General features: G+C 72.9%; 21 protein-coding genes, 1 pseudogene and 3 riboswitches. Of the genes and pseudogenes, 9 read left to right on the top strand and 13 right to left on the bottom strand.

The window, feature by feature from the left end; all coding sequences use genetic code 11:
- The first annotated feature begins 121 nt into the window (after nt 1-121).
- The 3 genes from ACN26Y_RS27725 (at nt 122) to ACN26Y_RS27715 (ending at nt 2,700) form a co-directional block, all read left to right on the top strand.
- Nucleotides 122-514 carry an SCO5389 family protein gene (locus tag ACN26Y_RS27725; protein WP_366600745.1) on the top strand — a complete coding sequence of 131 codons (393 nt, stop codon included), beginning with the start codon at nt 122-124 and terminating at the stop codon, nt 512-514.
- Nucleotides 504-1,565 carry an LLM class flavin-dependent oxidoreductase gene (locus ACN26Y_RS27720; protein ID WP_422733772.1) on the top strand — a complete coding sequence of 354 codons (1,062 nt, stop codon included), beginning with the start codon at nt 504-506 and terminating at the stop codon, nt 1,563-1,565. Before ACN26Y_RS27725 ends, ACN26Y_RS27720 begins: the two co-directional genes overlap by 11 nt.
- Before the next feature lie 157 nt (nt 1,566-1,722).
- On the top strand, nt 1,723-2,700 hold the full coding sequence (locus ACN26Y_RS27715; RefSeq protein WP_155333086.1) for an AAA family ATPase: 978 nt from the start codon (nt 1,723-1,725) through the stop codon (nt 2,698-2,700).
- 56 nt (nt 2,701-2,756) lie between these two features.
- Here ACN26Y_RS27715 and ACN26Y_RS27710 read toward each other — a convergent pair whose 3' ends face one another.
- The 12 genes and pseudogenes from ACN26Y_RS27710 to aceA form a co-directional block, all read right to left on the bottom strand.
- Nucleotides 2,757-3,416, bottom strand: a complete 660-nt coding sequence (locus ACN26Y_RS27710; protein WP_422733771.1) for a DUF1775 domain-containing protein — start codon at nt 3,414-3,416, stop codon at nt 2,757-2,759.
- On the bottom strand, nt 3,413-5,098 hold the full coding sequence (locus ACN26Y_RS27705; protein WP_155333084.1) for a copper resistance protein CopC: 1,686 nt from the start codon (nt 5,096-5,098) through the stop codon (nt 3,413-3,415). The genes ACN26Y_RS27710 and ACN26Y_RS27705 overlap by 4 nt, the downstream gene beginning before the upstream one ends.
- A 1-nt stretch (nt 5,099) precedes the next feature.
- Nucleotides 5,100-5,843 carry a YcnI family protein gene (locus ACN26Y_RS27700; protein WP_422733770.1) on the bottom strand — a complete coding sequence of 248 codons (744 nt, stop codon included), beginning with the start codon at nt 5,841-5,843 and terminating at the stop codon, nt 5,100-5,102.
- 195 nt (nt 5,844-6,038) lie between these two features.
- Nucleotides 6,039-7,502: a PepSY-associated TM helix domain-containing protein gene (locus tag ACN26Y_RS27695; RefSeq protein ID WP_155333082.1), complete on the bottom strand. Its 1,464-nt coding sequence runs from the start codon at nt 7,500-7,502 to the stop codon at nt 6,039-6,041.
- Nucleotides 7,503-7,633: 131 nt separating this feature from the next.
- Nucleotides 7,634-9,715 carry a cytochrome c oxidase assembly protein gene (locus tag ACN26Y_RS27690; RefSeq protein ID WP_422733769.1) on the bottom strand — a complete coding sequence of 694 codons (2,082 nt, stop codon included), beginning with the start codon at nt 9,713-9,715 and terminating at the stop codon, nt 7,634-7,636.
- A 143-nt stretch (nt 9,716-9,858) separates the two neighbouring features.
- A complete protein-coding gene (locus tag ACN26Y_RS27685) occupies nt 9,859-10,455 on the bottom strand; it encodes a copper resistance CopC family protein (RefSeq protein WP_155333081.1) in 597 nt (198 codons plus the stop codon).
- A 20-nt stretch (nt 10,456-10,475) separates the two neighbouring features.
- Nucleotides 10,476-11,678, bottom strand: a complete 1,203-nt coding sequence (locus tag ACN26Y_RS27680; protein ID WP_422734976.1) for a Dyp-type peroxidase — start codon at nt 11,676-11,678, stop codon at nt 10,476-10,478.
- Nucleotides 11,679-11,701: 23 nt separating this feature from the next.
- Complete coding sequence (locus ACN26Y_RS27675) at nt 11,702-12,295, bottom strand: copper chaperone PCu(A)C (RefSeq protein WP_155333080.1); 594 nt, start codon at nt 12,293-12,295, stop codon at nt 11,702-11,704.
- A gap of 97 nt (nt 12,296-12,392) precedes the next feature.
- The gene (locus ACN26Y_RS27670) at nt 12,393-13,145 is read right to left on the bottom strand and encodes a zf-HC2 domain-containing protein (RefSeq protein ID WP_155333079.1); all 753 of its coding nucleotides are present in this window, start codon (nt 13,143-13,145) and stop codon (nt 12,393-12,395) included.
- A 69-nt stretch (nt 13,146-13,214) separates the two neighbouring features.
- Nucleotides 13,215-13,706, bottom strand: a pseudogene (locus ACN26Y_RS27665) (sigma-70 family RNA polymerase sigma factor); the annotation flags it as partial.
- Nucleotides 13,664-13,795: riboswitch (cobalamin riboswitch) on the bottom strand. (Overlaps the previous pseudogene by 43 nt.)
- Before the next feature lie 182 nt (nt 13,796-13,977).
- Nucleotides 13,978-15,600, bottom strand: coding sequence for a malate synthase A (gene aceB / locus ACN26Y_RS27660; RefSeq protein WP_422733768.1), 1,623 nt, complete (start codon nt 15,598-15,600; stop codon nt 13,978-13,980).
- The gene (gene aceA, locus ACN26Y_RS27655; protein WP_155333076.1) at nt 15,597-16,868 is read right to left on the bottom strand and encodes an isocitrate lyase; all 1,272 of its coding nucleotides are present in this window, start codon (nt 16,866-16,868) and stop codon (nt 15,597-15,599) included. The genes aceB and aceA overlap by 4 nt, the downstream gene beginning before the upstream one ends.
- A gap of 240 nt (nt 16,869-17,108) precedes the next feature.
- On the opposite strand from aceA, the gene ACN26Y_RS27650 reads away from it, so the two are divergent.
- The gene (locus tag ACN26Y_RS27650; protein ID WP_422733767.1) at nt 17,109-18,494 is read left to right on the top strand and encodes a short-chain fatty acyl-CoA regulator family protein; all 1,386 of its coding nucleotides are present in this window, start codon (nt 17,109-17,111) and stop codon (nt 18,492-18,494) included.
- Nucleotides 18,495-18,552: 58 nt separating this feature from the next.
- Here ACN26Y_RS27650 and metE read toward each other — a convergent pair whose 3' ends face one another.
- Nucleotides 18,553-20,802 carry a 5-methyltetrahydropteroyltriglutamate--homocysteine S-methyltransferase gene (gene metE / locus ACN26Y_RS27645; RefSeq protein WP_422733766.1) on the bottom strand — a complete coding sequence of 750 codons (2,250 nt, stop codon included), beginning with the start codon at nt 20,800-20,802 and terminating at the stop codon, nt 18,553-18,555.
- A gap of 116 nt (nt 20,803-20,918) precedes the next feature.
- Nucleotides 20,919-21,131, bottom strand: a riboswitch (cobalamin riboswitch).
- Nucleotides 21,132-21,226: 95 nt separating this feature from the next.
- On the opposite strand from metE, the gene ACN26Y_RS27640 reads away from it, so the two are divergent.
- The 5 genes from ACN26Y_RS27640 to ACN26Y_RS27620 all read left to right on the top strand — a co-directional run bounded on the left by ACN26Y_RS27640 (nt 21,227) and on the right by ACN26Y_RS27620 (nt 25,460).
- Nucleotides 21,227-21,523 (top strand): hypothetical protein, encoded by a 297-nt coding sequence (locus tag ACN26Y_RS27640; protein ID WP_155333073.1) that lies wholly within the window; start codon nt 21,227-21,229, stop codon nt 21,521-21,523.
- Nucleotides 21,524-21,657: 134 nt separating this feature from the next.
- Nucleotides 21,658-21,840: riboswitch (cobalamin riboswitch) on the top strand.
- Between the two features lie 29 nt (nt 21,841-21,869).
- Nucleotides 21,870-22,877 carry an ABC transporter substrate-binding protein gene (locus ACN26Y_RS27635; protein ID WP_155333072.1) on the top strand — a complete coding sequence of 336 codons (1,008 nt, stop codon included), beginning with the start codon at nt 21,870-21,872 and terminating at the stop codon, nt 22,875-22,877.
- 5 nt (nt 22,878-22,882) lie between these two features.
- Nucleotides 22,883-23,983 (top strand): iron chelate uptake ABC transporter family permease subunit, encoded by a 1,101-nt coding sequence (locus tag ACN26Y_RS27630; protein WP_155333071.1) that lies wholly within the window; start codon nt 22,883-22,885, stop codon nt 23,981-23,983.
- Complete coding sequence (locus tag ACN26Y_RS27625) at nt 23,983-24,750, top strand: ABC transporter ATP-binding protein (RefSeq protein ID WP_155333070.1); 768 nt, start codon at nt 23,983-23,985, stop codon at nt 24,748-24,750. Before ACN26Y_RS27630 ends, ACN26Y_RS27625 begins: the two co-directional genes overlap by 1 nt.
- Entirely contained in the window at nt 24,747-25,460 is a 714-nt protein-coding gene (locus tag ACN26Y_RS27620; protein ID WP_155333069.1) for a (2Fe-2S) ferredoxin domain-containing protein, read from the top strand. The genes ACN26Y_RS27625 and ACN26Y_RS27620 overlap by 4 nt, the downstream gene beginning before the upstream one ends.
- The last annotated feature ends 20 nt before the right edge of the window (nt 25,461-25,480 follow it).

Below are 25,480 nucleotides of genomic sequence, written 5' to 3'. Positions count from 1 at the left end.
CCCGGGCCTCGCGCCGGCCGGCCCCCATGGCGTCAGCGGCCATTGACGCCACGCACGGTGCGTGGTGTGCTCGTGACGCGACGCTAACGACAATTGTGATCGTTATCGTGTGAGGAGGAGCATGTCTCTCACCGTGCCACCCAACCTGTTGCAGGCCGCCGAATCGGGGCCCGTCGCCGACGAGGAGTTCGTGGCCTGTGTCCGCGACTCACTGCCGTACGCCTGGCAGACCGTCAGTCGGGTAGTGGCGGAGCTGGAGTCGTCCGACGGCGAGTTCGCCGACAACGTCATCCCGCCGCCGAGCGAGGCCGAGCGGGGCCAACTCCTGCGCGCCCTGGCCAGCGACGCCATCCGGTCCAGTCTCGAGCGCCACTTCGGCGTCAAACTGGCCTTCCAGAACTGCCACCGCATTGCGGCGTTCCGCCTGGCCGCCGTCGACTCGGACACCTACCGCCGCTTCGTCTCCACCCGCGGCCAGTTGCTCAACCAGTCACCCGAGCTGCGTGACTGCTGACCCGGTTGCCGCCCGGCGAGCAGGCAGGGACGTCGACGTCCACCTGTTCCTGCTCGCCGGGCACCGCCCGGGCGGCACTCACGCCACGGCTCTGGCCGACGCCCATCAGTACGGCCGTGCCGCCGAGGCCGTCGGATACGCCGGGGTCTGGATCGCCGAACACCACTTCATCTCCTACGGCGTGTGTCCCTCGGCGACCACCTTCGCCGCGCACCTGCTCGGCTCCACCGCACGCATCGCCGTCGGCACCGCGGCCTGCATCCTGTCGAACCGTCACCCGGTCGCTCTGGGCGAGGAGGCGGTGCTGCTCGACGAGTTGTCCGGCGGCCGGTTCCGGCTCGGGGTCGGCCGGGGCGGCCCGTGGGTCGATTTGGAGGTGTTCGGCACCGGCCTGGACCGCTTCCACACCGGCTTTCACGACGCACTGGAACTGCTGGACCGGTGGCTGTCCGGCGTGGCGACCGTGGCCGGCAACGACCGATTCCCCTTTCGGCCGGTGCCGGTCGTGCCGCGTCCCGCACGGCGGATACCGGTATGGCTCGCGGCGACGTCACCGCAGACGGTGGACCTCGCCGCGCGGCACGGCATGCCGCTGCTGCTCGGGCTGCACGCCGACCTCGCCGAGAAGGCGGACATGCTCGACCGTTACGCCGGGGTGGCGGCCGCGCACGGCCACGACGGGCACCCCGTCGGCCACGCCAGCGCCCACCTGGCACACGTCGGGGACAGCGACGCGCAGGCCGCCGACGATGTCCGCGCCGGGCTCCCGGCGCTGCTCGCCGGCACCCGGGAGTACGTCCGCCTCGACAGCACCCCCGCGAGCCACCGGGATCTGGACGCCTACGTGGAACGCCTCATCACCATCCACCCGGTCGGCTCGCCCCGCCGCTGCGGGGAGATCCTGGACCAGGCCGCCACCCTGCCCGGCGTGCGGCACCTGCTGCTCATGGTGGAGGGCGCCGGCGGACGCGACCGTACGCTCGACACGATCCACCGCATCGCGGTCGACGTGCTGGGCCTGTCGGCCGAGGCGCCCCCGCGGCGAGCGTGACATCGCGCCGACGCCGACCGGCACCTGTGACCGCTCACCACGGACGGTCGCCTGCCGATCGGTGGACACATTGGCGGGTCGCCGTCCGGACCACCGCGCGACCGGTTACAGTGCCGTACATGCAAACGATTACCGTTAGCGTTGCGGGGGTCGTGCGATGAAGGTCGCGTTCGTCGGCAAGGGCGGCAGCGGGAAGACCACCCTGGCCGCGCTGTTCGCCCGCCACCTCGCGGCGCAGGGTCGGCCGGTGCTGGCCATCGACGCCGACATCAACCAACACCTCGCAGTGGCCCTCGGCGGACCGGAGGGCGCCACCGCGACGATGACCCCGCTCGGCGAACACCTGCCCGTGATCAAGGAACACCTCCGTGGCGACAATCCCCGCATCGGCTCCGCCGATGAGATGGTGAAGACCACGCCGCCGGGGACCGGCTCGCGCCTGCTGGGCGTGGTCGAAGACAACCCGATCTACGAGTCGTGCGTCCGGCCGGTAGGTGGGGTGCGGCTCGCGGTGACCGGTGAGTTCACCGCCGAGGACCTCGGCGTCGCCTGCTACCACTCCAAGGTCGGCGCGGTCGAACTGCTGCTCAACCACATGGTCGACGGGCCCGGCGAGTACGTGGTGGTGGACATGACCGCCGGCGCCGACTCGTTCGCCTCAGGGCTGTTCACCCGCTTCGACCGCACCTTCCTGGTCTGCGAGCCGACGGTACGCAGCGTCAGCGTCTACCGCCAGTACGCCGGCTACGCCCGCGACTACGGAGTCGCGCTGTCCGTCGTCGGCAACAAGGTCGAGGACGCGTCGGATGTCGAGTTCCTCCGCGAGCACGTCGGCCAGGACCTCCTCACCTGGGTGAGCCGCTCGGCGTACGTGCGCCGGGCCGAACGCGGCACGGTGGGGCCGCTGGACGAGCTGGAAGCCGCTAACCGGGCCGTGCTGGGACAGCTGACCGAGGCCGTCGACCGCAGCGTCCAGGACTGGACCGCCTTCACCCGGTGGGCCCACGAGTTCCATCGGCGCAACGCGGCAGCCTGGGCCAACGAACGCGCGGGCATGGATCTCAGCACGCAGATCGACGTCGACTTCCGCATGGGGCCGCAAGCCCGCAACGTGCCGACCGCGATCACGGCATGACGGCGGTGGGACATCTGGTGGCTTCGGCGCGGTGTCCGGCTGCTGTCGCTGCGGTGTCAGAGCACCGAGCTGTCGCGTGTGTGCGTGGGTGAGGATGCCGGGTGCCGGCGAGGACGGGCGAGGGCGGTCGCCGTCGCGGCGGCGACGACGAACAGGGCCAGTGCGCCGAGTGCCTGTGGCAGGGTGGCGGCACCGCCGGTGCCCGGTGCCGGGGCGGTAGCGGCCCGCGTGGCCGTGGGGATCGGGGCCAGGATCGCACCGGTCGCGATCAGGCTGGGCGCGGGGTGTTCGTCGCCGGTTTGCGGGTCGGTCCATTCGTACGCCGCACCGTTGGCGCAGCGCTGCACAGTGGGGAAGCGCAGTGGCTGTCCGATCGTGCCGGTCAGGCGGGTGGTGAGGGAGAACGCGGCTTCGGCGCCGGCCTTGAGCCCGGGTCCGGCCCAGGTGACCCGGCTGGGCGCGGTACTCGCCGTCCATCCGGCGGGTTGTTCGGTGCGGCTGGCTGGGGTGGCGCCAGCCGGAAGGGAGACGATCAGTTCGGTGGTGGGTGATTCGCCGCAGCCGTGGTCGAAGGTGAAGGTGAGGGTGGTACTGCCGTCGCCGTTGGGTTGTGCCTTGGCGAGCAGGACGTGCGCGGTGGCGGGCGAGCCGGTGAGCAGGAGGACCGCCGCCGCGGCGGCCAGGGCCGCGACGACGCGGCCGACCGGGCGTTTCATGGAATCTCCACGGGTATGCGGGCGACCGGGTTCTCGTACTTGGAGGTGCGGACGCTGACCTCGACGATCCATTGGCCGGGCAGGGGGAACTCGGCGACGGCCTCGTAGCGCCCGGGTGCGGTGCGGGAGACGGAGCGTTCGAGCGGACCGACGTTCTGGGCGGGCAGGCTGAAGCGCAGTTCCGGCGCGGTGACCGGCTCGACCAGTCGGCGCTCGCCGTCGAGGATGGTCAGTTGCAGCGCGTTGACGCCGGTGGCGCCCGGGGTCAGCACGATGGCGGCGCGGTGGTTGCCGAGCTGCGCGGTGAGCTCCACGGACGCGGGGCGTTCGGGGGGCGCGGACGGGTCGCCGTCCTCGACGGGGCTCCGGGTCACCAGCACGCCGGTGGTGGCGATGACGACGGCGAGCAGCCCGGCTTCGGCTCGTACGGTTCGGCGCAGCGCCGACCACGCCGGGCCCGTGCCGTCCGCGGCGGTGATCCGGGGAACCAGCCGGTAGCGGTTCCAGGCCGCGATCCCCACGATGACGGCGACGCATGCGCCCTTGACGAGCAGGGCGGTGCCGTACGCGGTGCCGAACAGCGCGGACCAGGTCTGGACGATGCGCCAGCCGAGCAGGACACCGGTGATGGTGAGGGCGGCGACCAGCCATGCGGCCGCCCGGGAGAACGCGGTGATGGCGGTCGCCGCCGCCGTTGGTGTCGCCTGGGAGGAGGGCAGCAGCAGGAGGGTGAGTCCGATGAGCCCGCCGAGCCAGAGGGCGGCGTTGGCCACGTGCAGCAGGTCGGCGGTGAGGACGAGCACGGCGGGGCCGAACGTACGGGTGTGCCCGGTCAGGGCCAGCGATCCCACGGCGAGCGCGGCGCCGGCCAGGCCGGCCGTTGCCGCGTACCGCCGGGTCTGTGACCGGGTGGTGTGAGCGGCGAAAAGCGCCACGGCCAGGCCCGCGACGGCGAGCAGCGCGGCGAGCGCGGTGTCGGTGCCCAGCGCCGTCCGCCACGTCGACGCTCGGGCCAGTGCGGCAAGGTCGGCACCGTCCTGCCAGGCGACGACGACGGGCAAGGCGACGAGCACCGTGACCGCGGTGACCGGAACCGACCAGCGCAGCAGGGCGTAGATCCGGCGCCGGACCACGGCGCCGGCGGCGGCGGGCAGCAGCAGGAACGCGAAGGCGGCCAGGCCTGCGCCGCCGAGCACGCCGGTGTAGCCGAGCGCTTCGGTGAGCTGGCGGGTCAGTCGCACGCCGCGGCTGGGCTCCGGGACGGTCGCGGCGTCGATCGCGCCGGCGGTGGGGGCACCGATGGCGAACGTGAACCCGCCGGCGACCGGGTGACTGTCGGCGGAGATGACCCGCCAGGTGACCACGTAGCTGCCGTCGCTCAAGCCGGGCGGCACGTCGAGCACGACCCGGGTGTCCACGGTACGCACGGCCGCCGGCTGCTCGGCCCCGGTGGCGTCGAGCAGCCGGACGGCTCCGGCGCGGACCTGGACCGGTTCGTTGAAGGTCAGGGTGACCGTGGCCGGTGTGCTCGGCAGCACGGCACCGTCGGCGGGGTCGGTGCCGAGCAGCGTGGCGTGCGCGTGGGCCGGTGCCGCCGGCCCGAGCGCCAGCAGGAGCCCGCAGAGCAGGGCACCGGCGAGGCCCGCCAGCCGGGCTGGCGGGCGTCGGACCGGGATCGGCATGTCAGGCGTCGGTGCCGCGGGACCGGGCGATGGACGGGCGCAGGACGGCGAATCCGCCGAGCAGCAGGCCGAGGATGCCGGCCGCGAGCGCGATCCAGCTCACCGTGCTGGTCCCGCCGCTCTGCTCATCGGCGGCGTCGCTCTCCGCGCCGGCCAGCGCCACATCGGCCGCGGGGCTGGGATCGGCGGCGCCTTCCTTCGCGGCCTCGGTCACTGTGAAACCGGGAGCCGGGTGTTCGAGGTCGTCCGGGTTCTGCCCGTCGGCGGGCACCTGCACCCAGGCCGTCTCGCCCTTCTCGCAGGTCTGCACGGACGGGAAGACCAGCGTCTTGCCCGGCGTGTCCGGCAGCTTCAGCGACAGCTGGAAGGTGTCCCGCAGGTCATCGGGCAGCGGTGCCTTGGCGGTGTAGACGACCTCGGAGACGCGCTGGGTGATCTCGTTGCCGTGTCTGTCCTTGACCGGTGGGTTCAGGTCGGTCATCACCTTCGACACGGTCCAGTTGGCGTTGACGGTCGGCGTCACCGAGATGATCTCTTCTGGGATCTTGACGGCGACCTTGGTGGTGCCGGCGCCGTCGCAGCCGTGCGGCACCGAGACCGTGAGGACGGTGTAGGAATTGGCCGCCGTCACGGTCGGGGTGACGGTGACGTGCGCGGCGGCCGGCGCGGCGGTCAGCAGCACGGCACCGGCGGCCAGCAGGGTGGCAGCGCCGGCCTGGGCCGTACGCCGCAAGGCGGTCCTCATGACGTGGATCCCTTCGACAAGACGGCTCCGCGCGGAGCCGCAGTGGGCGGATGGGGCGGTGTGGCTCAGCAAGTAGTCGGCACCGGGCCGGGAAAAGTTCCCGACGACGTTTCAGCGGGTCGCCGCTGGACCGTCAGCCGTGGCGGCCGCGATCCCTCGGTGGGCGGAGGCCCTCAAGCCGAGGAGCCTGGTGGGTCACCTGCCGGCCGGAGCCGGGGAGACCGGTACGGCGGGGCGGCGTCGGCGGGCGATCGCGCCGAGGATGACGTCGACGATGAGGAAACCGAGCAGGGTGACGCCGAACCAGGGCAACGCCCAGCCGACGGCCACGGTGACCGGCACGCCGGCCAGCAGCACCCACCACCGCAGTCCACGGGCTCCGCCCCGGGCGGGTGGTGCGCCGAGCGGGGCGCGGCGGTCGGCGCGGGTGGGACGGCGCTGCCACCACATCCGGTAGCCCCAGACGATGACGCAGAGCAGGCCCAGGGCGAGCGCGGCGAGCAGGATCTGGTTGAGCGGGCCGAACAGCAGACCCATGTGGGCCTGGATGCCGAGGCTGCTGAGCTGGGCGAGCAGCGGCCAGTCGGCGAAGTCGCTGCGCGCGGTCACCAGACCGGCGGCCGGGTCGACGGCGATCCGGTCCTTCGCGACGGGCCAGGTGTTGTCGACCTGGGTGACCGTCCACGCGGTGCCGGGTTCCCCGGCGGGGCTGATCTCCACCGGTCCGGAGAGGCCGGCGTCGCGCGCGGTGGCCAGCACCTTGTCGTAGGTGGCCGGGTTGTCCGCGGCGCCGCTGGTCGGTCCGCCGTGCTGGTGCTCACCGCCGCCGGTGGTCGGGGGCGTTCCGTCGACGGCGGTGGAGATCTCCGGGGTGCCGGCGCGCAGGGCGTCCAGGCCGGTGCCGAAGTTCGCGCCGGCGTACCGGGACCAGGTCAGTCCGGTGGCGGACAGGAACAGCAGGCCGACAGCCAGCCAGACGCCGGTGGTGGCGTGCCAGCCACGCGTGCGGCGGACTCCCTTGCGGACGGACAGGTCCGGCACGAGCAGGTGTCTCGCCCGGGCGCGCGTGGCGCTGCGTCGACGCCACCACAGGATGACGCCACCGAGGACGAGGACCCACAGCCAGCTGGCGGCGATCTCCGAGTAGTGCCGGCCGAGGTCGCCCAGGTGCAGGTTGCGGTGCAGGTCGTCCAGCCAGGTGGTGGCCGGGGTGGACCCGAACCAGGTGGTGAGCTGGCCCTTGACCTCGCCGGTGTACGGGTCCACGTACACCGTGTGTTGCTTCTCGCCGAGTTCCTCCAACGAGAACACCACCTGGGTGGTCTTGTCGCCGGTGCCGGGTGACACGGCGGCGAGGGTGCCGTCGGGATGCGCGGTCCGGGCGGCGGTGACCTGCTCGGCGAGGGGCCTGGGCTGGTCGCCGACGACGGCGACGGTGAGCTGGTTGCCGTAGAGCGCCTGGTCCAGTTGCGGGGTGATCGTGTACGCGAGGCCGGTCACGGCTGCGATCAGCAGGAACGGGGCGACCAGGATGCCGGCGTAGAAATGCAGCCGGGTCAGCATCGCCGCGAACGGCGTGAGCCGGCGTGCGGGTCGTGCGGTGTCCGGCGCGGCGGCGGACTCCGCCGGGCGGTCGCCGGGCAGTTCGGTGACGGACATGAACTACTCCGATCAGGCTCATAGGTCAGGGGTCTGGTAGCTCGTGCCCATCGAGCCAAGGGCTGCCCGGTCTCCGTCTCCCGGTCCAGTAGTCGGGCGGAGGCCCCGGAAAGTTCCCGGCTCCGCTCCGGTCAGCTCGCGTCGAACCGGCGGGGGGAGCGGGCGGCGGCGAGGAAGGCGTTGTAACGGGCGAGGTCGTCGTCCTCGCCGGTGGCTTCGGCGCGGTCGGCGGCGCGGTCGAGGCGGGCCTGCTCGCGCTGGTCCGCGCGGACCCACTGCCGGACCAGCAGGATCATGACGACGGCGGCCGGAATCTCCCCGAACGCCCAGGCGATGCCCGCGCCGAGTTTCTGGTCCGCCAGCAGCGCGGACGCCCATTCGGGGTGGACGGCGAGGTACCAGTCGGGGGCGATGACGGTGGTGGTCTGCATGAGCACCAGGCCGAAGAAGCCGTGCGCCATCATCGCCGCCAGGTGGACGAGCACCAGGATCGGGTGCGGCACCCGGGGGCGGCCCGGGTCGACGCCGATGAGCACCCAGAACAGCAGGTACCCGGCGAGCACGAAGTGGCCGAGCATCGCGAGGTGGCCGAGGTGGGAGCGCATGAGCGTGCCGAGCAGGTCGCTGAAGTACAGGCCGAAGAGGCTGCCGGCGTAGATTCCCAGCGCTACGAGGGGGTGGGTGAGCAGCTTCGCGGGCCGGCTGTGCAGCGCGAGCAGCAGCCACTCCCGGGCACCGCGCAGCTGCGGGTCGGCGGGGCGGCGGAGCGCCCGCAGGGCGAGGGTGATCGGGGCGCCGCCGACGAGCAGGATCGGCACCAGCATGGACAGCACCATGTGCTGCACCATGTGCACGCTGAACAGCACGTACGCGTACCGGGCCACGCCGAGGCCGGTGATCGCGCCGAGTACGGCCAGGCCGGCGAGCCAGCTCGCGGTCCGGACGACGGGCCAGCGGTGCCCGGCCCGGTGCAGCCGCCGCACCCCGGCCAGGTAGCCGGCGGCGCCCAGGACGACGACGGTCAACACGAACAGGTCGGGCAGCGGCTGGCCCAGCAGGCGTCCGGCGGTGGGTGCAGCGGGCATCGGGAAGCCGAGCACCTCGGTGACCGGGTCCGCCGCCACGGGGTCCTCTGTGACCGGGGTGGGGCTGCGGGAGAGCGCCACCGCCAGCCCGAGGGTTGCCGCGAACACGACGACCTCACCGGCCGCCAGCCGGGTGAACGAACCCCGACGGCCGGCCCGCAGGGCGGGCAGCGCCCGGGCCCGGTGTGCGGCGCCGAGTACGCCCAGCACGGCGAGCGCGGCCAGTTTGCCCAGCACGAGCCAGCCGTACCGGGACCGCCACAGTTCCTCCAGGCCACCGAGGCGGACAGCGGCGTTGACGGTGCCGCTGACCGCGACCGCGACGAAGCAGCCCAGCGCCAGGCGGCTGTAGCGGCCGGCGGCGTCGGCGAGGTGCCGGCCGCGACGGACCATCAGCAGGGCCACCAGGCAGCCGACCCAGAGGGCGGCGGCCATGACGTGCAGGACGAGGCTGGAGACCGCGATCTGATGGTCACCAGCCCCGGCGGCGTGCCCGGTGAACGCCGGTGGCACCACGGCGACCAGCGCCACCAGCGCCCCGGCGGCCGCGAGCCCCCGGGACACGCCCACCCGGGCGAGCACCGCCACGGCCGACGCCAGGCCGGCCTGCAGCAGCAGCGCCTGCCCCTGCGAGATCGAGGTGGCGAAGCTGACCACGGTCGCCGCACCCAGCCGGTCGACCGGCACGCCGAGCAGGTCCGACACGGTCAGCACGACCATGACCAGGGCGGCAGCCGCCCAACCAGCCGCCGCCAGGCCCGCGCGGCGCAGCAGCAGCCACCCGTACGCCGACAGGCTCGGCCCGTCGCCGGGCAGCAGGAACGCCGCCGTGAACGCCAGCCCCACCGTCACCGTGCCGAGCCCGTCGGCGAGCAGCCGGACTACCGGCAGCGCCCAGGTCGTCACCGGCCCCGGGTCCGGCAGGCCGGGGATCGCTGCCACCAGCGCGCCGCCGGCCCGCAACCCGGTCAGGAGTACGCCCAACGCCCCCACCAGCGCCGCGACGGCCAGCAGCGTTGCGTCGGCGGCGGAGCGGTCCGGCTCGGCCGGGCGGCTGGTCCGCTCGACCCGCGACACCGGCGGAAGGTGCCGGGGCGGCTGGGCCGGGGAGGAAACGGTGTCGGGCACGTGGTTGACCTTGGTTTCGATGAGTCGGCGAGGGCCGGGTTCGTGTCGGCGGCAGCGACTGGGCACGGCGAGACGGGCTGCCAGCAGCGGGACGCCGGGCCCCGGTATCGGCGGGTGCCGGCGGACGGTGCCGCCGGTGCGGGTCAGGACGATCGGGACCGTCGGCGTACCAGGGCGACGGCTCCCGCGACGACCACCGCCGCCAGGAGGATCCCGCCGACCAGGACCACGGCTCCGGGGCCGTTGTCGGAGTCTCGGGAGGCGGCGGCCGGGCTGGCCGACGGGGCGGTCGAGGCGGCGGCCGGGGCGGAGGTGGCCGGGGTGGGCGGTGCGGTCGCCGCGGGGCCGGCGGTGGGGTCGGCGACGGTGAACCGGTACGAGCCCTGCACCGGGTGCCCGTCGGCGGAGACGACGCGGTAGGCGACGGTGTAGGCGCCGTTGGTCAGAGCCTGGTCGATGGTGATGGTGCCCTTGGTGCCGGTGACGGCTGGTTCGCTGGTCGGCACCTTCTGCTGAGCGGCGTCGGACAGGGTGATGGTGGTGAACGACGGGTTCAGCTTCTGCATGAACTCGAGCGTGATCTGCGTCGGCGGCTCGGTGAGCCGGGCGTCCTTGGCCGGGGTGGCGGCCTTCAGGGTGTTGTGTGCGGCGGCCGGCGCGGCCGGTACGAGCAGCAGTGCCGCCACGGTCAGCGCGGCGGCGAGGCCGGCGACTGTCGGGCGGCGAACCTTGGTGCGCATGTCTCTCCTGATGGGTGTGGTCAGCCGAGCAGTTGCTGGCCGATCCAGCCGCCGTCGGGGCAGCCGGGCGGGACGGCGAAGACGGCGGAGCCGATCGGGGTGGTCCACTCGTTGAGCAGGTCCCGTTCGGCGAGGCGCCGCTGGATGGGCAGGAACTGTTCCGCGATGTCCGTCTGGTAGGAGGCGAAGATCAGTCCGCTGTCGGCGGTGCCGTCGGCGGCGGGTAGGCCGTCGTAGTTGTAGGGGCGGCGGAGGATCTTGAGCCGGTCGTCGGTGACGTGGGCCCGGGTGAGGTGGGAGAAGTCCGGGATGACGGTGAGTCCGTCGGGGCCGAGGGCGGCGAAGTCGGGTTCGTCGTGTTCGGCGGTGCCGGTGAGCGGGGCGCCGGTGTCGAGGCGGCGGCCGACGGCCAGTTCCCGGTCGGTGCGGCCGAGCAGGTCCCAGGTTTCCAGGTTCATCGAGATGCGGCGGACGACGAGGGTGGTGCCGTCGCGTAGCCAGTCGGGGCCGTCGGTCACCCAGACGGCGCTCTCCAGGGGGCCGCCGGGTTTCGGGTTGGCGGTGCCGTCGAGTTGGCCGAACAGGTTGCGTTGCGTGTGGCCGGGTTCGGCGCCGGCGGCGCGGCGGAAGCCCTGTTGCACCCAGCGGACGGTGGCGAACGGCCGGCTGTCCTTGACCAGCACCCGTTGGGCGTGGGCGACGGTGAGCGGGTCGTCGGCGCAGATCTGCAGCAGCAGGTCCCCGCCGGACCAGCGGGGCTGGAGCCGGTCGATGCGGAAGGACGGCAGGTCGGCCACCGACGGCGGTCGGCGGTCCTCGAGGCCGGCGGCGCGGTAGAGGCCGGGCCCGAAGCCGAAGGTGACGGTCAGCCGGGCCGGCAGTAGCCCGAGTTCGGGTTCGGTGTCGGCGAGGGCGGGGCGGCCCTGGGTGAGGCGGGCGGCGTCGTCGGAGAGCAGCCGCAGCATCCGCCCCAGCGTTGCCCGGTCGGTGCCTGGTTTCAGGGTGAACGCGACGAACGCCGCGTGCGCCTGGGGTTCGGTGGCGATCCCGGCCTGTCGGGTGCCGTGGAACGGCTCGACCGTGGTGCCGACCGCCGCCACCGGGACCGGGTCGGCGGGACGCACGACGGGAGTGTCGGAACGGGCGGCGGTGACGGCGGCGGCGCCGGCGAGCGTGCCGCCGGCGGCCAGCGCCCCACCGGTGAGCAGGCCACGCCGGCTCACCCGGTGGGGCGTCGGCGTGCCGGTCACGGCGCCGGGCTGGGGCTGGCCGAGCCGCCCGGCATCGGCTGGCCGTGACCGGGGGCGTAGCTCTCCTGCGCGCCGGTGAACGGCTTCGCCACCGCCGTGAACGTCTGGGTCCGGCCGTCGGCGAAGGTCAGCGTGAAGGTCAGCTCGTCACCGGCCTTCACCGGCTGCTTGAGGTCCATCAGCATCAGGTGGTCGCCGCCGGGCTGCAGCACGTGCTCGCTCTTGGCCTTGATCACTACGCCACTCTGCTTGGCCTGCATGACCATCTTCCCGTCCTTCATGGTCATCTCGTGCAGCTCCATCGGTGACACCTCGGTCGCGGCGGCGGTGATCGTCACGTCGCTGTCCCCGTCGTTGACGAGGGTGCCGAACGCGGCGGTCATGCCCGTGTCGGCGGCCTTCACCCACGGATCGCGGATGCCGAGCACACCCGCCGCCGTGCTCGCCGACGCCGCGGCCGTCGGCGACGCGGTGGGCGTGGCGGACGACGAGTCGTCCGACGACCCGCAACCGGCGACGGAGGTGACCAGGACGGCGGCGGCGAGCAGGACGGCCGGGCGCAGCCGACGGCCGGTGGTGATGGTGGGCATGGAGGATCCCCTCAGAGGTCGGGTGTCTTCGAGTGGTCGGATCCGCGCGAGCGGGAGTTCCCGTCGGCGCGGTAACTTTCGTCACATATCCCGCAGGTCACGCTGCCGTGTCCTGGCGGTGGTGGGCGGAGCCCGGGAATGGCGGTTGCAGCAGCCGCAGGCTGGGGGCGGGGGTCTCGTCCTCCGTCAGCCGCCACCGGCTCTCGTCCCGGCGGGCACGGCCGGAGGGGGCACCCGGCCCTGTCCGGGTACGGGACATGGCCACGACGACGACGTACCCGGCGAGCAGGAAGGCGTGGCTGACCAGCCGGGTGGGATCCACCCGGCCGGTGGCGAGATCGTTGACCGACAGCAGCACCAGGGTGCCGACGAATGCGGACAGCATCGGCACCAGTCCGGTCGGTGGGGTACGCCGGGCCGCCACGAACAGGAAACCGGCGCCGACCGCGATGTTCCACGCCGCCGACTCGTGCCACAGATGCCCGGAGGACAGCGGACCGCCGGCGTGGACGTGCGTGCTGGCGGCACTGCGGCCCACCTGTGCGAGGCCGAGCACGAGCTGCAGCACACCGATCAGGCCCAGCGCGGCTCGCAGGCCCACCGTGATCCGGTGCGAACGGCGCCACCACGGCGTCGGAGCGGGCAGGGCGGCCAGCACCACGTCGGTGAGGTCGACACCGTCGGCGCTGAGCGAAAGCCGGGCACGCCGGGTCACCGCGGCGGCCCGGTCGTACCACGCCCGGCAGCCCCCGCACCCGGCCAGGTGGTCCTCGGCCGCCAGCCGCTCGGCCGGGCTCTCCTCGCCGTCGAGCTGGGCCGACAACACCTCACGCCACTGCGCACACCCCATGTACCAGTAGTCGGCCGACGCGCCTCGTTGGTTCCCGCGTCTCGGCGCGGGCGGGCAGGTCAGGGATGCTCACCCGGCGGCGTCGTCCCGCCTGCGCCACAGTTCGGCGGGCTGCGCGGCCACGGCGGCGATCAGGTCCTCGCGGGCCCGGGCCACCCGGGAGCGGATCGTCCCGACCGGGCAGTCGCACACTTCGGCCGCCTCGGCGTACGACAGCCCCAGCACCTGGGTGACGACGAACGCCTCGCGCCGGTCGTCGGGTAGTGCGGCGATGAGCTGCTCCAGCGCCACCTGCCGGTCGAAGCCGCTGCGATTCGGGTCAGCCGTGTCGTGGGAGTCCGACAGGGGGACCGTGCGGGGACGTGACATCGCCATCCGCACCTGGTCCACCGCGACCCGACGGGCGATGCCGAGCAGCCAGGTCCGCGCCGAGGACCGGCCCGCGAACGACGGCATCGCCCGCATCGCCCGCAGGTACGTCTCCTGCGCCAGATCGTCGGCCTCTTCAGCGGCGACGAGGTTGAACAGCCAGCGCCGCTGGTTGTCGACGGCGAGGAACGCGCCGTTCACCGCTGCGGGGCAGTCCCGGACTCACACCGGGTTCCCCTCTTGCGACGCCCGGACCCGTCACGGCCCGCGCGTACCAGCACCGCCTCGCATCCTAGGCCTCCTCGCGCGGCGGGCCTATGGCCCGGGCCACCGGCTGGCGTGATCGTGCTCCCGATTCCGGGCCGGTACCGGACTTACCTCCGCCCCGATCCGCGTCAAGCAGAGGTAGGAGCCGGGAAGGACCAACAGCTCCCTCCCGGCTCCGGCGCGGCGCCGACCGCGGTTAGGGCCCGTCCTGGCCGATGGAGACGTCGGGCTTGCGATTCGGGCCGAGGTGCCGGGCGTACGCCCCGGTGGTGAAGAACGCCGGCAGGTCCTCGCCGAACGCGGTGTCCTCGACGATCCGTGCGGCCTGCTCGGCGCGGTCCCGCTCGGCGCCCTCGCGTCCCGTCGTCAGGGCGGTGAGTTCCTCGGCGAGGATCGACCGGACGAGTTCGTCCGTCACGCAACCGCCGTCGGCCAGGGGAGTGCCGTGGTGCAGCCACTGCCAGGTCTGGCAGCGGGCGATCTCGGCGGTGGCCGCGTCCTCCATCAGGTTCCGGAGCGCTACCGCGCCGGTGCCGCCGAGCCAGGCGTCGATGTAGCGCAGCGCGACCGCGATGTTGGACCGCAGCCCAGCGGCGGTGACCTGGCCCGGGGTCTTGTCGACGGCGAGCAGGTCTGCGGCGGTGACGCTGACGTCGTCGCGGAGTCGGTCGAGCTGGTTCGGGCGGTCGCCCAGCACCGCGTCGAACTCCTCCCGGCACGTGTCGACCAGGCCCGGGTGGGCGACCCACGACCCGTCGAACCCGTCGCCGGCCTCCCGCCGCTTGTCCGACCGCACCCGGGCGAGGGCCACCTCGTTGACCTCCGGGTCCCGGCTCGGGATGAACGCGGCCATCCCGCCGATGGCGTGCGCGCCCCGCCGGTGACAGGTGCTCACCAGCAGTTCGGTGTACGCCCGCATGAACGGCACCGTCATCGTGACCTCGGACCGGTCCGGCAGGACGAAGTCCGGCCACTGCCCGAAGTTCTTGATCACACTGAAGATGTAGTCCCACCGCCCGGCGTTCAGTCCCGCCGAGTGCTCGCGCAGCTCGTACAGGATCTCCTCCATCTCGAACGCGGCGGTGATCGTCTCGATCAGCGTGGTGGCCCGGATGGTGCCCTGCGGAAGGCCCAGGTACTGCTGGGCGAAGACGAAGATGTCGTTCCACAGCCGCGCCTCGCGGTGGCTCTCCAGCTTCGGGAGGTAGAAGTACGGCCCGGCGCTGGCGTCGAGCTGCCGCCGGGCACAGTGGAAGAGGTAGAGCCCGAAGTCGACCAGGCTGGCCGAGATCGGCCGCCCGTCCACCGCGATCCCCTTCTCCACGAGGTGCCAACCGCGCGGCCGGACCACGATCGTGGCCAGCTCGTCGCCGAGGGCGTACCGCTTGCCGCGCGGGTCGGTGAAGTCGATCCGCCGATCCAGGGCGTCGATCAGGTTGAGCTGGCCGTTGATGACGTTGTGCCAGGTCGGGGCAGTGGCGTCCTCGAAGTCGGCGAGCCACACCTTCGCCCCGGAGTTGAGCGCGTTGACGGTCATCTTGCGGTCGGTCGGTCCGGTGATCTCGACCCGGCGGTCGACGAGGCCGGGTGCGGGTGGGGCCACCCGCCAGGTGGGATCGGCGCGGATCGTGGCCGTCTCGGGGAGGAAGTCGGGCAGCTGACCGGTGGCGTACCGGTCCCGGCGCGCCCGCCGGGTGTCCAGCAGCGCCACCCGTCGGGCGGCGAACTCGCTGTCCAGCGCGACCAGGAAGTCCAGCGCCTCGGCGGTGAGGACCTGGTCGAACCGGTCGGCCATCGGGCCGATGACCTCGTACCTCATGCGAACTGCTCCTCCTCGGTGGAGCCGCGCAGGGCGGTGGTCTCGGCGGCCGGGTTGAGCACGGTGCTGATCAGGTCGAAGTAGCCGGTGCCCACCTCGCGCTGGTGCTTGACGGCGGTGTAGCCGGTCGGCTCGGCCGCGAACTCCCGCTCCTGCAGCGCCACGTACGCGGACATGCCGTCGGTGGCGTAGCCGCGGGCGAGGTCGAACATCGAGTAGTTGAGGGCGTGGAAGCCGGCGAGGGTGATGAACTGGAACTTGTATCCCATGTGGCCGAGCTCGCGCTGGAACTTGGCGATGGTCGCGTCGTCGAGGTGCTTGCGCCAGTTGAACGACGGCGAGCAGTTGTAGGCCAGGAGCTGGTCCGGGTACTGGTCCTTGATCGCCTCGGCGAAGCGACGGGCGACCTCCAGGTCCGGGGTGCTGGTCTCCATCCAGAGCAGGTCGGCGTGCGGGGCGTACGCCAGGCCGCGGGCGATGCACGGCTCGACCCCGTTCCGGACCCGGTAGAAGCCCTCGGCGGTCCGCTCGCCGGTGACGAACGGCCGGTCGCGCTCGTCCACGTCGGTGGTGAGCAACGTGGCGGCCTGGGCGTCGGTGCGGGCGATGACCACCGACGGCACCCCGGCGACGTCGGCGGCGAGCCGGGCCGCCTCCAGCGTGCGGATGTGCTGGCCGGTGGGGATGAGCACCTTGCCGCCGAGGTGTCCGCACTTCTTCTCGGAGGCGAGCTGGTCCTCCCAGTGCACGCCGGCGGCGCCGGCCGCGATCATCGCGGTCATCAGCTCGTACGCGTTGAGCGGACCGCCGAAACCGGCCTCGGCGTCGGCCACGATCGGCGCCAGCCAGTCGGCTCCCGTGGTGTCGCCCTCGGCGGTGGTGATCTGGGCGGCGCGCAGGAGGGCGTTGTTGATCCGGCGGACCACCGCCGGCACCGAGTTGGCCGGGTAGAGACTCTGGTCGGGGTAGGTCTGCCCGGCGAGGTTGGCGTCCGCTGCCACCTGCCAGCCGGAGAGGTAGATGGCCTTCAGGCCGGCCCGGACCATCTGCACGGCCTGGTTGCCGGTGAGCGCGCCCAGCGCGTGGATGTAGTCCTCACTGTGCAACAGTTGCCACAGCCGCTCCGCCCCGTGCCGGGCCAGGGTGTGTTCCTCCTGGATCGCCCCGCGCAGGCGCACCACGTCCTCCGCGCGGTAGCTGCGCCGCACGCCCTGCCAACGGGGATCGGTCTCCCACTCGGTGCGCAACTGCTCAACGGCGTTCTGCATGATGTCATCTCCTCGGAGTTCGATGGCGCCGGCGCTCGGCACCTGCCGTGCGTTGCGGTGGACCTCGATGCCGGCCCCGGGGTGTCGCCAACGCTCACACGCCCTGGACAGCGGGTCGAGGGACGGAACGAGCCAATTTCTGGAAATTTTCCGCCGCATTTTGCGAAGTTGCGAAGCGGTATATTTGCAGCCTGCCAATTGCTGTCGGACCGGCGTACGAGCAGCGGGGAGGTGCGGGCGATGACCAAGACCTTCGCGGGCGCCCGGCTGCGCCGGCTGCGCGAGGATCGCGCTCTGAGCCAGTCGCACCTGGCCCGCCTGCTGAACATCTCGCCCAGCTATCTCAACCAGATCGAACACGATTCACGGCCGCTGACCGTCCCGGTGCTCATGCGCATCACCGAGGTGTTCGGCGTCGATCCGACCGTCTTCGCGCCGCGGGACACGCCGAGGCTCGTGGCCGGGCTGCGCGAGGCGCTCCCTGGCCGGGCAGGTGTCGCCGACCTCACCGAACTCGCCACCCGGCTGCCCGAGGTCGCCGAGGCCGTCATCGACCTGCACCGGCGGTACCGGCAGGCGGACGAGCAACTCGCCGAGCTGCTGGGCGACCGCGAGACGATCGGGCGCAGTCCGCACGACCAGGTGACCGAGTTCTTCTACCGGCGGCAGAACTACGTACCGGATCTGGACGAGGCGGCGGAGCGTCTGGCCACGAGCATCGGACTTCGCCGAGGCGAGGTGCGACCCGCGCTTCAGGACCGGCTCGCACAGCGACACGGCGTCCACGTCCGCCGCGACGACGCCGCCTCGCTCGGCGACGAACTGCACCGCTACCGCCCGCAGACGCGCACCCTGCACCTGTCGGCGTCGCTGCGGGCCGGACAGGAGGCCATGCGGATGGCGGCGCAGATCGCGCTGCTGGAGTTCGCCGACGTGATCGACGAGATCGTGGAGGAGGAGCGGTTCGACGACGTCCAGACGCAGATCCTTGCCCGGGTCGGACTGGCGAACTACTTCGCCGCCGCGCTGATCCTGCCCTACGAGCGGTTCCTGGCGGCGGCGGAGCAGCGCCGGTACGACATCGACCTCCTCACCCAGCACTCCGCGATGGGCTGGGAGACGGTGTGCCACCGGCTCAGCACCCTGCAACGCCCCCGCGCACGTGGGGTGCCGTTCTCATTCGTCCGGGTCGACCGGGCCGGCAACATGTCCAAGCGACAGTCCGCCACCGGCTTCCCGTTCTCCCACACCGGCGGCACCTGCCCACTGTGGAACGTCTACGAGGCGTTCAGCTCGCCCGGGCGGGTGGTTGTCCAGGTCGCCGCGATGCCCGACGGGCAACGCTACCTGTGGATCGCCCGTACCATCACCCGTCACCACGGCGGCTACAACCAGCCGGGAAAGGTCTACGCGATCGGCCTGGGCTGCGAGACGCGGCATGCCGACCGGTTGGTCTACTCCGCCGGGATGGACCTGCACGCGGCGGAGGCGGCCACGCCGATCGGCCCGGGCTGCAAGACCTGCGAGCGGATGACCTGCCCGCAGCGGGCCGCCGCGCCGATCAGCCGCCGGCTCGACCTGGACGAGAACCGGAGCACCTTCGTCCCGTACCCGCTGAAGGACTGAACCGAGACCGGTCGCGGGCGGGCCGGGCGGGACGCGTCGTCCCGCCCGGCCCGGCGGGTCAGGTGCCGCGAAGCTCGGCGGCGGCGGTGACCAGGTGTTCCAGGGATTCCTCGACCTCGGGGTAGCCGCGGGTCTTGAGTCCGCAGTCCGGGTTCACCCACAGCCGCTCGGCTGGTACCACCGCCACGGCCCGGCGTAGCGCGTCGACGACCTCGGCACGTGGCGGCACCCGGGGCGAGTGGATGTCCCAGACGCCGGGCCCGACGCCGCGGCGGTAGCCGATCGCGGCGAGGTCGTCGAGGACCTCCATCCTCGAGCGTGACGCCTCGATGCTGGTGACGTCGGCGTCGAGGGCGTCGATGGCGGTGATGACCTCGCCGAACTCGGAGTAGCACAGGTGGGTGTGGATCTGGGTGTCGTCGGCGACGCCGGAGGTGGCCAGGCGGAACGCGCCGACCGCCCAGTCCAGGTACGCCTTCTGGTCGGATCCGCGCAGGGGCAGCGTCTCGCGCAGCGCCGGCTCGTCGACCTGGATCACCCGGATGCCGGCCGCCTCGAGGTCGCGGCATTCGTCGCGCAGGGCGAGTGCCACCTGGTCGGCGGTGTCGGCGAGCGGCTGGTCGGTGCGGACGAACGACCAGGCCAGAATCGTCACCGGGCCGGTGAGCATGCCCTTGACCGGCCGGTCGGTCAGCGACTGCGCGTAGGTCGACCAGCTGACTGTCATCGATGCCCTGCGGGCCACGTCGCCGTAGATGATGGGCGGACGGACGCAGCGGGAGCCGTAGGACTGCACCCAACCGTGCTCGGTGGCGGCGAACCCGTCCAGCTGCTCGCCGAAGTACTGGACCATGTCGTTGCGTTCCGGCTCGCCGTGCACGAGCACGTCCAGGCCCAGCCGCTCCTGGAACCGGATGACGTGCTCCACCTCGGCGCGCATCCGCTCGGTGTAGGCGGCGTCGTCGAGGCGGCCGGCGCGGTGCTCGGCGCGAGCCTTGCGCAGCTCGCCGGTCTGCGGGAACGAGCCGATGGTCGTGGTCGGCAGGGGCGGCAGGCTCAGCCGGGCCTGCTGCGCCGCCGCACGCTCCGGGTAGGCGCCACGCTGCCGGTCCGTGGAACGCAGCGCGGCGAGCCGGCCGCGTACGGCTTCGTTGCGCCACGTCGCCGGAGTGGGCGGTAGCCGCTCGGGCAGGGACGTGGTGCCGTTGCGCAGGGCACGACTCAGCAGGACGACCTCGTCGACCTTCTGCCGGGCGAAGGCCAGCCGCTGGCGTAGCGCCGGGTCGAGCGCGGTCTCGGCGGACAGGTCCACCGGCACGTGCAGGAGCGAGCACGACGAGGACACCGCAACGTGGTCGGCGAGCCCGGTGACGACGGCGCCGAAGGCGACCGCCGCGCGCAGATCCGTACGCCAGATGTTGCGGCCGTCGACGAGACCGGCGACGATCGTCTTGCCGTGCAGCGGACCCGCACCGGCGAGCCGCTGCAGGTTGCCGGGCCCGGCGACCAGGTCCAGACCGACCGCTTCGACAGGTGTGTCGAGCAGGGCCGGCAGGGCGTCCCCCAGATCACCGAAGTAGGTGGCGACGAAGATCGCCGGCCGTTGTTCCACCGCGCACAGCCGGGTGTAGGCCTCCCGCAGCGCCTCGATCTTGGCGGCGCTCCGGTCGGCGACGTAGCCGGGTTCGTCCAGCTGCACCCACTGCACACCGGCGGCGGCGAGGGAACGCAGAAGATCGGCGTACACGTCGACCAGATCGGTCAACCGGTCGAACGGTTCGCCGCCCGGCTCGGTCGGCTTGGCCAGCAGGAGGAAGGTGGCCGGCCCGACCAGCACCGGGCGGGTCAGGACACCCAGGTCGCGCGCCTCCCGGTACTCGTTCAACGCCTTGGCGGGATTCGCGGCGAAGACCGTCTCGGGGCCGACCTCCGGGACCAGGTAGTGGTAGTTCGTGTCGAACCACTTGGTGAGCTCCAGCGCTGGCTCGGTGTCGGCGCCGCGGGCCATGGCGAAGTAGGTGTCCAGGTCGGACAGGCCGAGCCGGGCGAACCGGTGCGGGATCGCCCCGACGGCGACGGCGGTGTCGAGCAGGTGGTCGTAGTAGGAGAACGTGTTGGACGGGATCGCGTCCAGGCGCGCGTCACGCAGCGTACGCCAAACCTCCACCCGCAGTGCGGCAGCGGTCTTCGCCAAATCCTCGGCGTCGATTCTGCCCGCCCAGTAGGCCTCGACGGCCTTCTTCAGCTCACGGTTGCCGCCAATACGCGGGTAACCGAGCACGGTGCTCTGACCGAATGCGGTACTCATGGGATCCTTCCCTCGAAGTGCCCGAGGCCGTGCGGGAGGGCAGGGAGGGAAGGGGTACGGCGACGTACCGGCTTCCGCCCCGGCCGTCCCGAGAGACCGTCGGCGGCACACGCCGGGTGGCGTGCGCGGTGCGGGCAGGTCTTCGGACTCGCGGGCGTGACCGGTACGGTCGCCTACTGGCCGTCGCTTCCCAGACCTCGCGGTCCAGTGCTTGATGACGGCGGTCGTTCCCACTCACCGCTGCGGGGCAGTCCCGGGCTCGCACCGGGTTCCCTCTTACGACGCCGTGCGCATTGTGGACACGGCGAACCAGCACCGTTGTCTATCGTATGGGGCGATGAGCGATTGTGGCCGGCGCGTCCGTCCTGCGGGACGGCGCGCCGTCGCGGCAGCGGGATGTCCGCGCGCGACGAGAAGGTGACGGATGGGCCAGAAGATCGACAGGGTCGCGGTGGTGGTGGACGGCGCCGACTGGGTGGCGGTACGGCCGGAGGACTTCGACCGCTTGGACGCCTCCCGCCGCCAGGTCGGCGCCCGCGCCGCCCGGGCGACCCGGCTGGAGCACGAGTTGCGGGAGGCGCGGGCCCGTCTGGCGCGGATCGAGGAGATCCTCGCCGACGCGAGCCCGGCCGACTGCGTCTGTGAGCGTCTCACCGCAGTGCTGGCCGACGATCCGGCCGCCCACCGCCGACCACTGGTCAGAAGCCGTCGTCGACGGTGACGCCTACCGCCCGTGGCCTTCCTGCCGACGCACGACGCACGGGATGAGGCCCTGATCGGCCTGCGTCCGCGGGACGTCTCCACCCGACGATCGGAGATGGCGTTCGTCACCGTGACGAGGCGACGGCCGACAGGCTAGGGTGACGCTGCCGTGGTGTTCGGGAAGCCGGTGCGATGCCGGCGCGGCCCTCGCCACTGTGATCGGGAAGTCCGCGGCCCTCGTCGCTTGCGAGGTCACTGGGCGCCACGCGCCTGGGAAGGCCGGCCACGGACGTACCTCCCGTCAGCCAGGAGACCGGCCACGGCACAGCGATGACCCGTCCACGAGGTGCTGGAAGGCGGTCCCGATGCGCGTGCGCGCGATGCGGCCCACCCTGTCCCGGCGCGTTGCCGCGCCACTGTCCATCCTGCTCGTCCTGCTCGGCGGTTGCGCCACGGACGACACGCCCACGGCCGGGGCGTCGGCCGCGCCGGTCACGGTGACCAACTGCGGCACCCCGGTCGCCGTCGCCGCGCCGCCGAAGCGGGCGGTCACCCTCAACCAGCCCGCCACCGAGATCATGCTGGCGCTCGGTCTGGGCGACCGGTTGGCGGGCACGGCGTACCTGGACGACGCGATCCTGCCCGAGCACGCCGCCACGTACGCCTCGATTCCGGTGCTGTCGGAGAAGTACCCGTCGAAGGAGGCGCTGCTCGACGCGGAGCCGGACTTCGTCTACGCCTCGTTCCACAGTGCCTTCGGAGACGAGGGCGTCGGCGACCGCGCCGCGCTCGCGGGACTCGGCATCGGTACCTACCTGTCCCCGGCGGGCTGTCCGAAGCAGCACCGACCGGCCACGCTGACCGTCGACGACGTCTTCGCCGAGATCCGGGACGTCGCCGCCGTCTTCGGCGTGCCGGAGCGGGCCGAGAAGCTCATCGCCGACCAACGGGCCCGGATCACCGCGGCCGCCGCCCGGCTCGACGGCGCGGGCCAGGTGTCCGTGCTGTGGTGGGACGCCGGCACGGACGCGCCGAGCGTGGGTGCCTGCTGCGGCAGCCCCAACATGATCATGTCAGCGGCGGGGGTGCGCAACACCTTCGGTGACCTCGCCGGAAGCTGGGCCGACACCAGCTGGGAGACGGCCATCGAGCGGAACCCCGATGTGATCGTGCTGGTCGACGCGAGCTGGGACGCCGCCGCCGCGAAGAAGGCGTTCCTGACCCAGCACCCCACGCTGAAGAACCTGCCCGCGGTGGCCGGACAGCGGTTCGTCGTCATCCCGTTCTCGTCGACCTCGGCCGGCGTGCGCGTGGTGCAGGGGATCGAGACGCTCGCCGAGGGAGTGGTACAGCTTCCCGGAGCGGACCGCTGAGCCCCATGGCGGCGCGCACCGCCGAGACCGGCCACCCCGTCGGAACCGGCCGGGATGCCGGGCCGGCAGCAGCCGCCGCTGCCGTCCGGTACCGGTTCGGCACCGGGACGCTGCTGGTCCTGCTGCTCGCGGGCCTGGTGGGGTCGATCGGTGCCGCCGTCACCGTCGGGCCGGCCGACATCTCGGTGTCGACGGTGTGGGCGGTGGTGGCCGACCGCCTGGGTATCGTCGACGCCGACGTCCCGCTGCTGCGCGAGCACATCGTCTGGCGGCTACGCCTACCGCGGGTGCTCGGCGCCGCCGCGGTCGGGGCAGGACTGGCCGCGGCCGGCGCGGTGATGCAGACCGTCACCCGCAATCCCCTGGCTGATCCGTACCTGCTCGGGGTCTCCTCCGGGGCGTCCCTCGGCGCGGTGGCGGTCCTCGTCGTCGGCCTCGGCGGCGGGGTCGCCGCCCTCACCGGGGGCGCGTTCGCCGGTGCGCTCGCGGCGTTCGCCGTCGTGGTCGCGGTGTCCGGCCGGCGGGCCGCGCTCGCCCCGACCAGGGTGGTGCTGGCCGGGGTGGCCGTCGCACAGCTCTGCGCGGCCGCCACCTCGTTCGTGGTCACGTGGGTCGCCGACCCGCACGCCACCCAGAGCCTCACGTTCTGGCTCTCCGGCTCGCTGGCCCGCGTCGACTGGACCGCCGTGGCGTGGGCCGTACCGGTCCTGGCCGTCGTGCTCGTCCTGCTGGCGGCCCACGCCCGCGCGCTCAACGCCTTCGCCTTCGGCGAGGACGCCGCGGCGACCCTCGGCGTCGCGGTCACCCGGGTGCGCTGGCTGCTGCTCGTCGCCACCGCGCTGCTGACCGCGGCGCTGGTCGCCGTCAGCGGCGCGGTCGGCTTCGTCGGGTTGATCCTGCCGCACGCCGTGCGGTTCCTCACCGGCGCCGACCACCGGCGGCTCCTGCCGGCCGTCGTCCTCGCCGGCGCGATCTTCCTGGTCTGGGTGGACACCGCCGCGCGGACCCTGTTCGAACCCCGGGAACTGCCGGTGGGCGTGCTGACCGCGCTGCTCGGCGTACCCGCCTTCGTGGTGCTCCTGCGCGGACGGGAGGTACGCGGCTGATGCTCAGCGTCACCGGCGTCTCCTGGGCGGTCGTCGCCCGACGGATCCTCCACGACGTCACCTGCGCGGTTCCGGCGGGCAGCCTCGTCGGGCTGCTCGGCCCCAACGGCTGCGGCAAGACGACCCTGCTGCGCGTCGCCGCCCGCCTCGCCACACCCCACGCCGGGCAGGTGACGATCGACGGCGACGACGTCGCCACCCTGCCCCGGACCACCCTCGCTCGCCGGGCCGCGCTGCTCGCCCAGCACGCCGACACCGACCTCGACCTGACCGTCATCGAGGTCGTGCTGCTGGGCCGTACCCCGCACCGCCGCTCCCGGTGGTCCGACAGCGCCGCCGACCGCGCCGCCGCCGCCGACGCGCTGGCCCGCGTCGACCTCGACGGGTACGCCGACCGCCGGTGGCACACCCTCTCCGGTGGGGAACGGCAGCGGGCGCAGCTGGCTCGCGCCCTGGCCCAACAACCACGCCTGCTGCTGCTCGACGAACCTACGAACCACCTCGACATCGGCCACCAACTGCACCTGCTGCACCTCGTCCGTCGCGCCGGCATCACCACCCTCGCCGCGCTGCACGACCTCAACCTCGCCGCCATGTTCTGCGACACCGTGGTCGTCCTGGCCGCCGGGCGGGTCGTCGCCGCCGGTCCGCCCGCCGAGGTCCTCACCCCGCACCTGCTCGCCGACGTGTACGGCGTCCACGCCGACGTCGCGCCGCACCCGACCACCGGGCGGCCCGTGATCACCTACCACCCGCCCGCGTCATGACCCGCCACGTCCTGCTGGTCGCCCGCGCCGTCACCCACACCGCGGGCCACGACACCGTGCACCGCCTCGCCGCCGACCTCCGCCCGGCGCTCGGCGCCCCCGTGTCGGCGTGCTTCCTCGACGGAGCCAGGCCGTCACTGCACGACGCGCTCGACGCCGCCGTCACCGATGGCGCCAGCGACATCGTCCTGGTGCCGACACACCTGCCGCCCGACCGATATCTCGACACGTGGATCCGCCGTGCCCACGCCCACTGGACGGCCGGGCACGATCAGCCGCCGCCGGTGTCGGTCACCGCGCCCCTGGCCCTGCAGCCCGCGCTGGTCACCGCGGTCGCCGAGGCGATCGCCGGCCCGCACCAGCCGCTGACGGGAACGCCCGGCCCCTTCCGCAGCGCCGCCTGGTCGACCGTGCCCCGGCACCGCCACCACGTCCTGGTCTGCCGCGGGCCCCGCTGCACCGCCTACGGCGCCAACGAGGTCGCCGACGCCCTCACCCGCCGACTCGACGCGTACGACCTGGGCGACGACGACGTGCTGGTCACCGCGACCGGCTGCCTCTTTCCCTGCGATCTCGGCCCTCTCGTCGTCGTGCACCCGGACGACATCTGGTACCCGCACGTCGATACGACACTTGCCCGCCGGATCGCCGACGACCATCTCCGAGCGGGGTGCCCGGTCGACGGAAGACCAGCGAGGAGCAGCGCGTGACGGAGGAGCAGGGCTGCTTG

This window comes from Micromonospora sp. WMMD558 (genome assembly GCF_049315255.1).
GTDB lineage: Bacteria > Actinomycetota > Actinomycetes > Mycobacteriales > Micromonosporaceae > Micromonospora.
This window is presented reverse-complemented; position numbering and strand designations above follow the sequence as displayed.